Raw genomic sequence first — 13,209 nt, forward strand, 5'->3', positions numbered from 1 at the left:
TCCACCGAGCCTTGGCAATGGCGGGCCAAGGCCCGCCCTACAGCAGCGCGTTCACGCCTGCGTTCAACGCCCAGCCACCACCCACCAAAATGCAGAACAATACCGCCGCCAACAGCAGCGGCTTCGCGCCCGCCTGGCGAATCGCGCTTGCCTGCGTGCGCAGGCCGAGGGCTGCCATGGCCATTGCCAGCAGCACCGTGTCAACCTGGATGATGCGTGCCACCCACACCTCCGGCAGCAGGTGCAGCGAATTGAACGCGCTGACCGCGATGAACAACACGGCGAACCAGGGCATGCAGATTTTTGCGGCGCCGGTCGCCGAGGCGTCCGCACTATTGGCGCTGCGGCGAAGGTGCGATGACAGCAGCAGCAGGAACGGCGCCAACAACATTACCCGCAGCATCTTTTCGATCACGGCGGCCGATGCGGCGGTTTCGCCAATCGCCTTGCCTGCCACCACTACCTGGGCCACTTCATGGATCGTCGATCCAGCGAACACGCCATACGCATGTTCGCTGAAGCCCAGGTAGGGATAGAGCGCGGGGTAGAGGAACATCCCGATGGTGCCGAACACCACCACCGTCGCGACGGCGACCGACACCTTATGCGCCTGCGCCCGTACCACCGGCTCGGCCGCCATGACCGCGGCCGCGCCGCAGATGGCGCTGCCGGCGCCGATCAACATCGACGTCTCTCGGTCCAGTTTGAATACGCGAGTGCCCAGGCCGATGGCCAGGCCGAAGACGGACGCCACCACCACCATGTCGATCACCAGCCCGGCGACGCCTACTTCGGCGATCTGCTGAAAGGTGATGCGGAAACCGTATAGCACGATGCCCAGGCGCAGCAGGGTGCTCCTGGAGAAATCGACACCGGCCGCCGTCTGGCTTATGACCGGGGGAAACAAGGTATTGCCGAAGCCAATGCCCAGCAAGATGGCCAAGGTCAGCGCGCTGAGCCCGGCGCCTTGCGCCCACGGCATCTGCGCCAGTGCCATCGCCAGGACGGCGATGGCGGCAACCGCGGCCAGCCCCCACCAGAACGGCGCAGACCGGGCAGCCCACGGCCAGACCCGAGGCAACAGAACAGAACGCATGGACAGAACCAACCAGATGAAGCGCCCAAGATAATCGCGGCGCTACAATGAGTCCAAGGCATATATTTCACATATGCGTGAGTTTTGCTCATGGTGATGAATCTGCATTTGCTGCGCATGTTCCTGACGGTGGTGGAGCACCGGAGCTTCTCCCGCGCCGCAGAAGCGCTGCACGTCAGCCAGTCCGCGGTATCCAAGGGCGTGCGGGAGCTGGAGAACCAACTGGACCTGCCGCTGATCGAACGCGGTGCCGGCGCCAAAGGGCAGCGCGGCGTGCAGCTGACCGACAGCGGGCAGGCCTTGTATGAGCACGCACGCGGCATCTTCGCCATGGAACGCATCGCCGTCGAAGACATCCGCGACCGCATCGAACTACGCAAAGGCCGCTTGCGGATCGGCGCCAGCACCACGGTGGCCGGTTATTGGCTACCGGCCTGCATTGCGCAGTTCGTCCATCAGCATCCGGGCATCGAGTTCGATCTGACCGTCGCCAACACCGGTGAAATCGCGCATGCGATCGTCGATGGCCGTATCGATGCCGGATTCGTCGAAGGCGCCGTGGATGACGCGAGGATTGAAGCGAGCCAATGGAAAAGCGAGGCGCTGCTGTTCGTCGCTGCGCATGATTCGCCGCTGGACGCCAAGCGCCGTCCGACGGCGGCTGAGTTGAGCAAGCAGACCTGGCTGGTGCGCGAACCTGGGTCGGGTACGCGGCAAGTGACCCAATCGTTACTCGAAGCGCGCGGCATCGCACCCAGGACGTGGGTGGAGATCGGCAGCAATGAGGCGATCGCCAGAGCCGTTGTCGCTGGCGCCGGTGTCGCCGTGCTGCCGGCGGTGGTGGCGGAGGACCTGATCGCCATCGGCCGCTTGCGCAAGCTCAAACTGGAAGGCAACGGCGATCTGATGCGACCGCTGTTCCGCCTGGAACTCGCCAATCGTCCCCGCTCGCCGGCATTGCAGTCGTTTCTGGATGCGGCGACTCCGTAGGAGCGGCGTCATCGCTCGAAAAGAAAAAGGGATTTGAAGCCCCTTTTGTTCATCATATGGACGCGCTGCGGCGCGCCCTTGATCTCGCACACCGAAGGGCTACCGGGGCGCGGGCGCGGAGCGGCGTCCCCGCCGCGAGCTCTTCCTGGCAGGTCGCGACAAAAGGGCAGAGCTCGCGCCGAGACGGTGCTCCTGCGCTGAAGAAGCCAGCGCAGCCGTTCGCCTTAACCCGCCCCGCCCCTGCATTCCGCAAACAAATCCCAGGATCGGTCGTAGATGGACGTTTCGACTCGCATCAGTCCCAGCAGTGACGAGAACAGATGGTCGTGACTGACCGGCTTGGCTGCTCGCTGGCGCAGGCAGGCCGTGTCGAGGCGATTGTCGCGCGCGAAATCCGGCGAGAACCACATCACCATCGGCACTCGCGTCTGTTCCCGCGGGGCGATGGCATAGGGCAGGCCATGCAGATACAGCCCGTTTTCGCCGAGCGATTCGCCGTGATCCGACACATAGATCATCGCGGTGTCGTAGCCCCGTAGGCCCTTGAGCCGGCCGATGGTGGTGGCGAGAAAGTGATCGGTGTACAGCAGTGCGTTGTCGTAAGTATTGACGATCTGTTCGCGGCTGCATTTTCCGAGCTCGGGGGTCTCGCAGGTAGGCGTGAACTTGCGGAAGCGCGCCGGATAGCGCTCGAAATAGCTGGGCCCATGGTTGCCCAGCTGATGCAGGACCACGATACGGTCGCTACCGCCGGGTGGAACCCTCGCTTCCAGGTCCTGGATCAGAATCTCGTCCAGACACCGCTGGTCGTTGCACAAGGCCGGATTCTTGGCGTCGGCAAGTCGATCAAAAGCCAGTCCCTCGCACACGCCTTTGCAGCCCGACTGATTGTCGCGCCACAGGACCGGAATGCCGGCGCGTTGCAGTACGTGCAGTACGGATTGATGGCGTTCGATCTCGCCACGATCATAGTGGCGGCGACCATAGGGGGAAAACATGCACGGCAATGACACTTCGGTGCTGCTGCCGCAGGAGGTCACATCGGAGAAGTTGATGACATCCGCTTGCGCCAGTTTCGGCGTGGTGTCGCGGCGGTAACCATTCAAACCCCAGTTCTGTGCGCGTGCGGTTTCGCCCACGACTACCACCAGCAGCCGAGGTTTCTCGCCAGGCTTGACGGGAAGCAAACGCGCATCGGTGCCTATCGGCAGCCGCGGCGGCTTCACCCCGGGCGGATCAGCCAACAACACCTGCGACAACGAAACCAAGTAGTTGGCGGGCGTAACCAGGTAACGCACCTCCCGCTGGTTGCGCATCAACGCGGAAATATCCTGGAACGACAGCAATGCCCCTGCGCTACCTAGCAGTAGCAGGCCGCATAGGAATGCGATACGGATACCGAACGCGCGGGTCAACATTCGCCGGCGAATGCGAACGCGCCATAACAATACGATCGGCAGCGTCGCCGCCAGGACGGGCAGCATCAGCGCCGCCGACAGCAGTTCGCTGGACTCGCGGACATCGGTCTGCAGCACGTTGCGCATCATGTCCGCATTCAGATAGATGCCGTAGGCGTGCATGTAGTACGCCGCGATGGACGTGACCAACAGCAGCAGCGACAGCAGCGGCTTGGCGATCCAGCGATTCGCTACCAGCCCCAACAAGAAGGCATGCAAAGCAGTCACCACCAGGAACAGGGAAACTGCGAGCTTCCACTGCACCAGCGGTTCGGGCAGCGCGCGTTGCCAGAACGATATATTGCTGAAAACGCTGAAGAACAGGCTGGTCAGCAGGACCAGCGATTCCAGACTCATTTCTGGTCGGAAATTCCGCCAGGCCAGCCAATAGTCAGCGACCCTCCGTCTGGTTTGCGCGGATGCCGGCCAGGTACTCATCGCGCGTCCCTCACCACGACAGGAGCTGATGTTGAGGTTGCTCCGGAGAGGTTATCGGCGCGGCGCGGCGCGAGCATCACCGCATGGAGCAGAAGCGCGATCGACCAACAGATCATCAGCGTCCACAGATCGTGGGAAAGAAAGTGCGCGCCGCGCAGCTGTTGCGCGAAGCCAAAAGTCGCGCCGACAATCAGGCCTATCACCAGCCCTCGCCAGCGCCAGGCGGGGCGCTGAGCCAGGAAGAAGAAATACAACGCAACCCATGCATAGCCCGCGCCCGCATGTCCGGCTGGAAAACAGGAGGCGGCCGGCATCCCGGCTGGACGCGAGGAGAACCAACCGAAATAGGCGCGACCGCCGCCGTAGCGCAGCAGATCCCACGGACAATCCACGCCCGATCCGCGCTTGATGGCGCCGACCAACACTGTCGACAACAAGACCGACACCCACAAGTACAGCAGTGGTCGCCGCCATTCGCGTAGCGCAGGCACGCGCCAGGAAACCATCCACGCCAGCACGACACCCAACCAGGCCATGGCGCTCAAGCGTCTGCCACCGATGTGGATCAGATGCTGGGCAATGAGATTCTCGTTCAACGACCACGCATGTCCCTCGAGGGCATAGAGCTGATCGGCAATCCATAGATCGCCGTGCAAGGGACCCAGCCACGTCACCGCCACGGCGAAGACCAAGCCCGGGCATAGCAGATGGTTCGCCAGCCAATGAAACTGGCCTGGCACCATCGGCATGCCGTTACTGGCGCCATTGCTGGAAAACGCCTCTGGAAGGCTTCGGAGCGCCATCGGTTCGCACCTCGACGGCGCCACGTCGGCCCCGTTTCATCGATGCGGCATGGTCACGGCGAATTTGTCGGAGAGCGGTCGGAGCGACGTTGGCGATGCGTTAATTCGCATCGAAGTTTACCCGTGGTCAGCGTTCGTGCAGCTCCGCGAGTATCGCGGCCTGGACTTGCCCCGCATGGTGGCATCGTCAACGTGGGAGAATCGCAGGAACCGTCCCGTCGTGCTCTGTCGCATTCCGACAGGTTTCCGACGTGACCTCCGTCATGCTGTCGAGTCAATACTGGATCTTCTGCCATGCGGCTGCTCGTCGTCGAAGACAACCGAAATCTGGTCGCCAATCTTTTCGATTATTTCGAAGCACGCGGCCATACACTCGATGCCGCTCCCGACGGCATCACCGGCCTGCACCTGGCGACCACGCAAACCTACGATGCCGTGGTGCTGGATTGGATGCTGCCGCGCATGGACGGCCCGGAAGTGCTGCGGAAGCTTCGCGAGGAACATGCCGCCGATGTGCCGGTGATCATGCTCACCGCGCGCGATGAGCTACCGGACAAAATCGCCGGTTTTCGCGCAGGCGCCGACGACTACCTGACCAAACCTTTCGCACTGCCGGAACTGGAAGTGCGGTTGGAGGCGCTGGTGACGCGCGCCAAAGGTCGCGGCCGAGCCCGGGTTCTTGAAGTACAGGACCTGCGTCTGGATCTGGCCACGCTCGAAGCGAGCCGTGCCGGCAAGCCGCTGCATCTGTATCCCGCCTGCCGCAAACTCCTGGAAGTTCTGATGCAAGCTAGTCCAGGCGCGGTCACCCGCGAGCGTTTGGAATATGCGCTGTGGGGCGACAGTCCGCCGGACGGCGACATGCTTCGCTCGCATATCTACGAGTTGCGCCGTAGCGTGGATGGACCTTTCCAGGTCAAGCTGATCCAGACGCTGCCCCGCATCGGCTACCGGCTCGCCATGCACGCCGAGGACACTCACACCGAGAGCACCCACACAGATGGGTAAGCTCAGCCTGAAGCATCGCCTGCTGTTGTGGCTATTGGGTTATGTCGCCGCGTTGTCGCTCACGCTTTTCTTTGGCGGCATGGCCGTCAACGAATACGCCGAACGCATGGTCTGGCAATCGTTGCTGAAGACCGAGATGGACTACTACCTGCATCGTGCTTCGGACGATGCCAGCTATCGGTGGAAGGACACCGATACGCTCAGATTGTTCGCGTTCAATGACGAGCACACCGTACCGCCCACGTTGAAAAACCTGGGGCCCGGCTTGCATGACGACGTTCCGGTAGATGGTGTGCTGAGCGTCGTGTTGATCGACGACACACCTCGTGGACGAATCGGGTTGGCAATGGACATCACCGAGTTCGAGGGTTTCGAGGAGATCATCGTCCACAACATGCTGCTGGGCGCGGGCGCCCTGGTGCTGATCCTGGGCGCGATCTTTGCCTGGGGTCTGGGTCGGGCGGTCAAACCGTTAAGCGATCTTTCCGCAGGCATCATGGCGTTGCAGCCGGATAAAAAGGGCCAGGCGTTGGCGTTGAATACTCACGCAAGTTCCGAACTGGTCGTCATTGCCGATGCCTTGAACGATTATCTAAGACGCAACGAACGCTTCGTGGAACGCGAACGCGCCTTTATCGACAGCGCCAGCCATGAACTCCGCACGCCAATCGCGGTTATCGCCGGTGCCGCCGAACTGGCGCTGGAACAGCCCGACCTGGGCGCCACCGCACGCGCACAGATGACGCGAGTGAAGCGAACCACGCAAGACATCGAACAGTTGATCGGCTTGTTATTGGTACTTGCGAAGGATCCTTCGCGCCTGGCCAACATCAGCGACCAAGTGCCGCTGGATCAGCTATTGCCGGAGATCGTGGAGGACCACCGCTACTTGACCCGCGACAAGGCGCTGGTACTGAGCTTGGACGAACTACCGGCTTGCGGAATCGTCGCACCGATGGCGATCGTACAGGCAGCCATCGGAAATCTACTGCGCAACGCCATCGAGCACAGCGACCGTGGCGAAGTCCGGATCCGCCTGGAAAAACCGGCAAAGGTAATCATCGAAGATCCGGGCCACGGCATGTCACCGGAAGAGATCAGCACAATCTACGCCCGCCTGGCCCGCGGCGAGGGCCGCGGCGGTGGCGGTATCGGACTGGAGTTGATTTCCCGACTATGCAATCACCTTGGCTGGGCGCTGGACATTTCATCCCAAGCCCAAACCGGTACACGCACTACGCTCAATTTCGCACCGCGGCTTGATCGATCAGAAGTCGCGTAGGAGCGGCGTCCCGCCGCGAGCTTTTGATGTTGTCAGCGCCGATTACCAGCGCGAAGAACGCGGCTTGGCGGCGGGAACATTGATGGCACGTGGATCGAGATCCTTGACCAAGGCCATCAATTCCACCGCGGCGAAGTTGCCATCGCCATTCAAATCCAATGAACCTTTCTGGCTTTTGGCTAGCGCTTCCTGCGGTAGATACACTTCCATTCCCACGGTGGGCGGCCTTTTCTGGCTGCACAGCCGCAGCGGCAAGCGCAGCGTACTGGAGCCCGACTTGCGCCAACCTTGCGTGGGAATCAACCGACTGACCATCGCGCTGTCCAGACTGACATCGACGAAGCCATCTGCGATTCCACAGCACTTGCCGATACCGATGTCGAAGCTCATTGCCTTCTCCCGTTTACGGCCGGGAGGGCTCGGCCCGGCGCCGTGTTCAATGGTGGATCACCGTCATGGAGAAGGCGTAGTTGGAAGATTCCAGCAACTTTCTCATGCGTAGTTCGACAAGCTTGGGGTTCGGCAATCGCGGCGAAGCGCACAACGAATAAGTAACCGTCGTATGCCCCGCAATACTGTGCATTTGCCGATTCACGCTGATGTCGAAAGAATCGCAGGCATCGGACCAAAGCGCACGCAACGTGGCCGGGCCAATGCTCTGTCGATTTCCCAGATGGAATTTGAACCACTCGATATGGCTTCTCATCATGGGCGCGCTCCAGTGGGTTTTAGCGAGTATGCGCTTTTCGGAGTCGATGCGGGGTCAACCCGCCCATTTAAGCGCAAATAAGCGCAATTCCGCTGCAGACAAAGCGATGTGAATGAGCGTTCACAATCGGGCAAAAACGGGAATTCCTCGCATAGCCAGCCATTAAAGCGTACGATGCTTAGTTACCTATTCCCACTTGCGTTTCGCCCGGCCGGTTTCCGTCGCCGTTTCGCTCCTTTCCGCATCATCGCCGTGCCAATACGCCGATGCACCCGGGAGCGCCGATGTCGGCCTATCTCACTCGTTTGCTCGATATTCGTATCGGCGGGCACGATTTCCAAGTCCGCGCACTGAAAGACCTGCAACAGTTTGATGATCCGGACGGCGCGGCCGATCAAGCGGGAATTTCTTCGGCATTGTGGCCGCTATTCGGCCAGGCCTGGCCAGCAGGAAGGATCCTTGCCGACGAAATGGCGCATTACGACGTGGCCGGCAAACGCGTATTGGAAATCGGTTGCGGGTTGGCGCTTGCCAGCCTGGTTTTGCAGCAGCGCGGTGCCGACATCACCGCAAGCGATCACCACCCGCTGGCAGGACCGTTTCTCGCCGGCAATGCGGAGTTGAACGGGCTGGCTAAGATTCCGTATTGCGATTTGCGCTGGGAAAGGCCGGACGAGGCGCTGGGGTTGTTCGACCTGATTATCGGCAGCGACGTGCTTTATGAACGCGGGCACGCGCTTCTGCTGGCGGCGTTGGTCCAGCGCCATGGGCAGCCGAAGATGGAAGTCCTGATCACTGACCCGGGCAGAGGCAACAGCGGTGCGTTTTCGCGCGCGATGTCGGACCTGGGTTTCGTTTCCACCGAACGGCGACTGCGATTCAAGGAAGAGGACATAGCCCCCTTCCGCGGCCGTCTTCTGACATATCTACGTTGAGTTTTTTATGATCGAAGTTTACGACCCCCGCCTAGGCGTCGACGAAAGCGACGACGACCAACGCGTCGATACGGAAGTGTCGTGCTCGCATTGCGATGCGGTCTGCTGCCGGCTGACGGTGGTGGTTATGCCTGACGACAAAGTTCCACGACACCTGGTCGAGCGCAGCGCCTCTGGATTGGACACCATGGCGCACGGCGAGGACGGCTGGTGCGTCGCTGTCGACCCCATCCATATGCATTGCACCATCTACGATCAACGCCCGGCGATCTGTCGCAAGTTCGCCATGGGCAGCGCCTATTGCCGCGACGAACGCAGCAAGTACCGTGACCGCAGTTACGAGATTCCGCTGACGCTGCGCTGAGTTCACTCTGACTGGAGTTCGCCATGAACGTTCGTACTCAAAGCATCGATGTCGTTTCGGATGCCGGGATTCCGGCCAAGATCCTGCAGCAGACCCGCCAAACTTCTCGACATGGCGGCAACGGTACGGAATCCAGGCATGAGCTCGCGCCGATTTACTCGACCGAAGATGGCGAAGGTGTGGAAAGACTGACGGAAGAGCACTTCACCGCCGTTCTTTCACGCCGATCGTTCCGTCTTTTGAAGTAGCAGATCCTCCGCGGGCGCCATCCACGCATGAGCGCAAGGGGAATGCCCATCAGATCCCTCTCTGTAAGCAAGACAGCAACGAGCGATGATTTCTCGAACTATCGCCACCGTGCGCCGTAAAGACGTCGATCATCCTTGTTGATCTTCCTGCTTCCGCGCCGAAACGGCTGGCTTCAGTATCGCCAATGCTCGATGAGGCGATGGCGCCGTTGATCAACGTGCGTGCATCACGCGTGGCCCCACAACCGCGACGCCGCCCTGCGATAAGTCGCTGCCAATCTAGCGAGATACCAAAGAACTCTCTTGCCTCTTCGGGGCGACGGCTTCTGTCCGCCGAAACGAATATGCGCGCACGAATGCACGCGAGAGATTACAAAGAGGCCTGGCTACGCTCACCTTCGGCCGAAATTTACTCCTGCTGCATACCTAATGTGAGATCCACATCCATGTAGTGACTTTGCTCATATATTCACTAGAGATTTCACGAAATTGTCAGCGCTTCGAATCGTTTCCTCTCATCTGCGTCTCAATGTAGGACCAGCCCGAAGCTCGCCGGGCAAGTGGTCGTGAGCGCATTGATAAATTCACTAAGTATTCGAGGAAAGTAAGCTGATGAATGATAAAGACCGCACTACCTCATCGCGCGCAACACAGAACATGGAAGCGCCCTACCGCATGTCAGCCGATATCAACAGTGTGGAGCTGGCGTCCCAGTCCTTCCTCGCTGACAGCCTGTCGCCGGATGTTTCCAGCGCCCAGACTCCACAGGCCCTCTATCCGCCACCGCGCGTCGACTACGTCTACGATGATCAATTCGGCCTGCCTATTGCTCATGGCGGCACCACTTACGACAGCACGCCCGCCCTCACCGGTACGGTTCGAAGTGGCGTTGCCCAGGTCGCCATTTACGCCAACGATGAACTGATCGGCTATGCCAAGGTCCTCTGGAATGGCAAGTGGACATTCATAGCCCCGCATCAGGACAACGGTGAGATCACCTTCACGGTGGCAGCCGCCGACATCAACGGCCGCATTATCAGTGCGCCATCGGAACCAACGACAATCGCAATCGAAGCTGCGGATCACGCCGGGCCGCCCAACATCTACACCATCGCCGATAACTCGGCAGGCAATACCGTCATCGTCGAACCAGGCGGCGAGACCAGCGACGCCACGCCAACCCTGCACGGCCGCTCCGAACTCGGCACCGCCAAGGTCGCGATATACGTCAATGGCGAACTGTCGGGATATGCCGAGACTTACCAGAACGGCGCATGGGAGTTCACGCTGCCGCCACAAAATCTCGGCCCGATCGAAATCACTGTCACCGCGCTCAACGCCAGCGGCCAGCCCATCAGCGTGCCGTCCGACCCGATCGCCTTGGAGATCACGGGCGCCAACCACCATGAGCCACCGCGCATCGATTCAGTCTACGACGATCAGGCGTATCAGCAGATCGGTCCGGGCGGCAATACCTTTGACGACACCCCGACCTTGCGAGGCCGTGCCGATATCGGCGTGGCCAAGGTCGCCGTCTTCGTCAATGGCGAACTGGTCGGCTATGCCGATACCAGTCCGAATGGTCAGTGGTATTTCAACCTGCCTTCGCAGGGCGCCGGTCCGGTCGAGTTGACCACCATCGCCGCCAATGCCTCGGGTGGTTTCATCAGCCTGCCCTCCGATCCGATCGCCTTCGAGATAAAGGACGCCAATCACCGCGAGCCCCCCCGCATCGATTCACTCTATGACGATCAGGCCTACCAGCAGATCCGCCCAGGTAGCAGCACCTACGACGACACGCCATCTCTGAACGGCCGCGTTGGCGTCGGCGTCGCCAAGGTCGCGATCTTCGTCAATGGTGAGCTGGTTGGTTATGCCAATGCCAATCAGAACGGCAACTGGAACTTCCAACTGCCTTCACAGGGCGTGGGCCCGGTCGAGTTGACCACCATCGCCACCGATGCCTCGGGCCGTTTCATCAGCGCGCCATCCGATCCGATCGCTTTCGAAATCAAGGACGTTATCCACCGCGAGTCCCCGCGCATCGATTCGCTCTATGACGATCAGGCCTTCCAGCAGATCCGCCCGGGTAGCAGCACCCACGACGACACGCCATCTTTGAATGGCCGCGTCGGCGTCGGTATCGCCAAGGTCGCTGTCTTGGTCAACGGTGAGCTGGTCGGCTATGCCAATGTCAACCAAAATGGTAACTGGAGCTTCCAACTGCCCTCGCAGGGTGCCGGTCCGGTCGAGTTGACCACCATCGCCACCGATGCCTCGGGCCGCTTCATCAGCGCGCCGTCCGATCCGATCGCTTTCGAGATCAAGGACCCCAGCCACCGCGAACCACCGCGCATCGATACGGTCTATGACGACCAGGCCCATCAGCAGATCGGCCACGGCGGCAGCACCCGCGACGACACGCCGACCCTGAGCGGCCGCGCCAATAGCGGTGTGGCCAAGGTCGCCGTTTTCGTCAATGGTGAACTGGCCGGCTATGCCGACGTCAAGATAGAAGGATTTGGCCAGGGTCACTGGCAATTCACTTTGCCGCCGCAGGGCACTGGCCCGGTTGAAGTGACCACTATCGCCGCTAATGCCGCGGGTGGTTTCATCAGCGTTCCGTCCGACCCGATCGCCTTCGAGATCACGGGCGCCGCTCGCCAGCAGGAGCTACCAAGCATCGAATCGATTTACGACAGCGTGAGCTATCAGGCGATTGGGCAGGGTGACAGCACTCGTGACAACACTCCGACGTTGAGCGGTCGCGTCAATGCCGACGCCGCCAAGATCGCGGTCTTCGTCAATGGCGCACTCACCGGTTATGCCGGAGTGAATGTGGAAGGCGGCTGGCACTTCACTCTGCCATCGCAAAGTCCCGGTCAAGTCGAGGTGACGATCGCCGCCGCCAACGCGGCAGGCCAATTGATCAGTGCCGTGTCCGATCCGATTGCCTTCCAGATCACCGACACCGGTCATCGTGAGCCGCCGCGTGTCGATTCTGTCTACGATGACGTGGCCTATCAGCCGATCCGCGCAGGCGGCAGCACCCGGGACGACACCCCGACGCTGAGCGGCCGTGCCGATGCCGACGTAGTCAAGGTCGCCGTTTTGGTTAACGGCGAAACGGTCGGCTATGCGAATACGGACTCGAACGGATACTGGTCCTTCGAACTGCCATCGCAGCAATCGGGCCATATCGAGGTGAGCGTCGCTGCCGCCAATGGGGCTGGCCAGTTGATCAGCGGTCAGTCCAATCCGATCGGCTTCGAGATCTCCGAGGCCGGTCCCGGGAAGCCGGCGCCGTACATCGACACCATCTACGATGATGTGGCCAACCAGCCGATCGAAGCGGGCGGCACCACCTATGACGACACTCCCGCCCTGCGTGGTTATGTGGTCGGCAACGACACCGCCAAGGTGGCTGTTTTCGTCAATGGCGAACTGGCGGGCTATGCCAACGTCAGTTTCAATGCCAGCTGGAAGTTCCAACTGCCGTCGCAGGAGCCGGGAGAAGTCAAGATCACGGTCGCTGGCGCCAATGCAGCAGGCGAACTGATCAGCGATCAGTCCAGCCCGATCGTCTTCGAGATCAAGGATGCCAATCAGCAGTCCCAGTCAGAACCAGAACTGGAATCGCTGGACCTTCCGCTCGGCGCACTGCTCAGCGCGAACGATGCCGAGCTGTTCACCGACGCGGACGATGCAATGCAAACGGTGGCGTCGGCAGATCCGTATGCATTGTCGGCCACCGAACTGCAGGCATGGAACAGTGATGCGGTTTCGCCGTACGGCACCACCGCGGTTGAGGTTGCGGTGATGTCGGTGACACAGCCGATGGAGGACCAAGCACAGGCACACAGCTTGTTCTGATCCGTG

12 protein-coding genes are annotated in these 13,209 nt (G+C 60.9%); 7 read left to right on the forward strand and 5 right to left on the reverse strand.

Annotated elements, in window-relative coordinates; genetic code table 11:
* Nucleotides 1-37: 37 nt before the first annotated feature.
* A complete protein-coding gene (locus AADW18_RS17685; protein ID WP_337344717.1) occupies nt 38-1,096 on the reverse strand; it encodes a YeiH family protein in 1,059 nt (352 codons plus the stop codon).
* Nucleotides 1,097-1,186: 90 nt separating this feature from the next.
* Here AADW18_RS17685 and AADW18_RS17690 point away from each other — a divergent pair, with 90 nt between their 5' ends.
* Nucleotides 1,187-2,086, forward strand: coding sequence for a LysR substrate-binding domain-containing protein (locus tag AADW18_RS17690; protein WP_346842736.1), 900 nt, complete (start codon nt 1,187-1,189; stop codon nt 2,084-2,086).
* A gap of 224 nt (nt 2,087-2,310) precedes the next feature.
* Here AADW18_RS17690 and AADW18_RS17695 read toward each other — a convergent pair whose 3' ends face one another.
* Together AADW18_RS17695 and AADW18_RS17700 are read right to left on the reverse strand one after the other, a co-directional pair.
* Nucleotides 2,311-3,981 carry a phosphoethanolamine--lipid A transferase gene (locus AADW18_RS17695; protein ID WP_337344719.1) on the reverse strand — a complete coding sequence of 557 codons (1,671 nt, stop codon included), beginning with the start codon at nt 3,979-3,981 and terminating at the stop codon, nt 2,311-2,313.
* The gene (locus tag AADW18_RS17700) at nt 3,978-4,784 is read right to left on the reverse strand and encodes a phosphatase PAP2 family protein (protein WP_337344720.1); all 807 of its coding nucleotides are present in this window, start codon (nt 4,782-4,784) and stop codon (nt 3,978-3,980) included. Before AADW18_RS17700 ends, AADW18_RS17695 begins: the two co-directional genes overlap by 4 nt.
* Before the next feature lie 294 nt (nt 4,785-5,078).
* Between AADW18_RS17700 and AADW18_RS17705 the strand changes: the two genes are divergently transcribed.
* Nucleotides 5,079-5,792, forward strand: a complete 714-nt coding sequence (locus AADW18_RS17705; protein WP_337344721.1) for a response regulator transcription factor — start codon at nt 5,079-5,081, stop codon at nt 5,790-5,792.
* Nucleotides 5,785-7,074 carry a sensor histidine kinase gene (locus AADW18_RS17710; protein ID WP_337344722.1) on the forward strand — a complete coding sequence of 430 codons (1,290 nt, stop codon included), beginning with the start codon at nt 5,785-5,787 and terminating at the stop codon, nt 7,072-7,074. The genes AADW18_RS17705 and AADW18_RS17710 overlap by 8 nt, the downstream gene beginning before the upstream one ends.
* Before the next feature lie 42 nt (nt 7,075-7,116).
* Here AADW18_RS17710 and AADW18_RS17715 read toward each other — a convergent pair whose 3' ends face one another.
* The gene (locus AADW18_RS17715) at nt 7,117-7,464 is read right to left on the reverse strand and encodes a hypothetical protein (protein ID WP_337344723.1); all 348 of its coding nucleotides are present in this window, start codon (nt 7,462-7,464) and stop codon (nt 7,117-7,119) included.
* 46 nt (nt 7,465-7,510) lie between these two features.
* Nucleotides 7,511-7,783: a hypothetical protein gene (locus tag AADW18_RS17720; protein ID WP_337344724.1), complete on the reverse strand. Its 273-nt coding sequence runs from the start codon at nt 7,781-7,783 to the stop codon at nt 7,511-7,513.
* Between the two features lie 284 nt (nt 7,784-8,067).
* Here AADW18_RS17720 and AADW18_RS17725 point away from each other — a divergent pair, with 284 nt between their 5' ends.
* The 4 genes from AADW18_RS17725 to AADW18_RS17740 all read left to right on the forward strand — a co-directional run bounded on the left by AADW18_RS17725 (nt 8,068) and on the right by AADW18_RS17740 (nt 13,203).
* Complete coding sequence (locus AADW18_RS17725; protein ID WP_337344725.1) at nt 8,068-8,718, forward strand: SAM-dependent methyltransferase; 651 nt, start codon at nt 8,068-8,070, stop codon at nt 8,716-8,718.
* A 7-nt stretch (nt 8,719-8,725) separates the two neighbouring features.
* A complete protein-coding gene (locus tag AADW18_RS17730) occupies nt 8,726-9,082 on the forward strand; it encodes a YkgJ family cysteine cluster protein (protein ID WP_337344726.1) in 357 nt (118 codons plus the stop codon).
* A gap of 23 nt (nt 9,083-9,105) precedes the next feature.
* A complete protein-coding gene (locus tag AADW18_RS17735) occupies nt 9,106-9,330 on the forward strand; it encodes a hypothetical protein (RefSeq protein WP_337344727.1) in 225 nt (74 codons plus the stop codon).
* A gap of 612 nt (nt 9,331-9,942) precedes the next feature.
* Nucleotides 9,943-13,203: an Ig-like domain-containing protein gene (locus AADW18_RS17740; protein ID WP_337344728.1), complete on the forward strand. Its 3,261-nt coding sequence runs from the start codon at nt 9,943-9,945 to the stop codon at nt 13,201-13,203.
* Nucleotides 13,204-13,209: the final 6 nt, after the last annotated feature.

This window comes from Pseudoxanthomonas sp. CCNWLY206-1 (genome assembly GCF_039710385.1).
GTDB lineage: Bacteria > Pseudomonadota > Gammaproteobacteria > Xanthomonadales > Xanthomonadaceae > Pseudoxanthomonas_A.

Excerpts from the sequence above, each read along its gene's own strand:
- AADW18_RS17685 (WP_337344717.1), bottom strand. The coding sequence starts at position 1,096 with ATGCGTTCTGTTCTGTTGCCTCGGGTCTGGCCGTGGGCTGCCCGGTCT.
- AADW18_RS17690 (WP_346842736.1), top strand. The coding sequence starts at position 1,187 with ATGGTGATGAATCTGCATTTGCTGCGCATGTTCCTGACGGTGGTGGAG.
- AADW18_RS17695 (WP_337344719.1), bottom strand. The coding sequence starts at position 3,981 with ATGAGTACCTGGCCGGCATCCGCGCAAACCAGACGGAGGGTCGCTGAC.
- AADW18_RS17700 (WP_337344720.1), bottom strand. The coding sequence starts at position 4,784 with ATGGCGCTCCGAAGCCTTCCAGAGGCGTTTTCCAGCAATGGCGCCAGT.
- AADW18_RS17705 (WP_337344721.1), top strand. The coding sequence starts at position 5,079 with ATGCGGCTGCTCGTCGTCGAAGACAACCGAAATCTGGTCGCCAATCTT.
- AADW18_RS17710 (WP_337344722.1), top strand. The coding sequence starts at position 5,785 with ATGGGTAAGCTCAGCCTGAAGCATCGCCTGCTGTTGTGGCTATTGGGT.
- AADW18_RS17715 (WP_337344723.1), bottom strand. The coding sequence starts at position 7,464 with ATGAGCTTCGACATCGGTATCGGCAAGTGCTGTGGAATCGCAGATGGC.
- AADW18_RS17720 (WP_337344724.1), bottom strand. The coding sequence starts at position 7,783 with ATGATGAGAAGCCATATCGAGTGGTTCAAATTCCATCTGGGAAATCGA.
- AADW18_RS17725 (WP_337344725.1), top strand. The coding sequence starts at position 8,068 with ATGTCGGCCTATCTCACTCGTTTGCTCGATATTCGTATCGGCGGGCAC.
- AADW18_RS17730 (WP_337344726.1), top strand. The coding sequence starts at position 8,726 with ATGATCGAAGTTTACGACCCCCGCCTAGGCGTCGACGAAAGCGACGAC.
- AADW18_RS17735 (WP_337344727.1), top strand. The coding sequence starts at position 9,106 with ATGAACGTTCGTACTCAAAGCATCGATGTCGTTTCGGATGCCGGGATT.
- AADW18_RS17740 (WP_337344728.1), top strand. The coding sequence starts at position 9,943 with ATGAATGATAAAGACCGCACTACCTCATCGCGCGCAACACAGAACATG.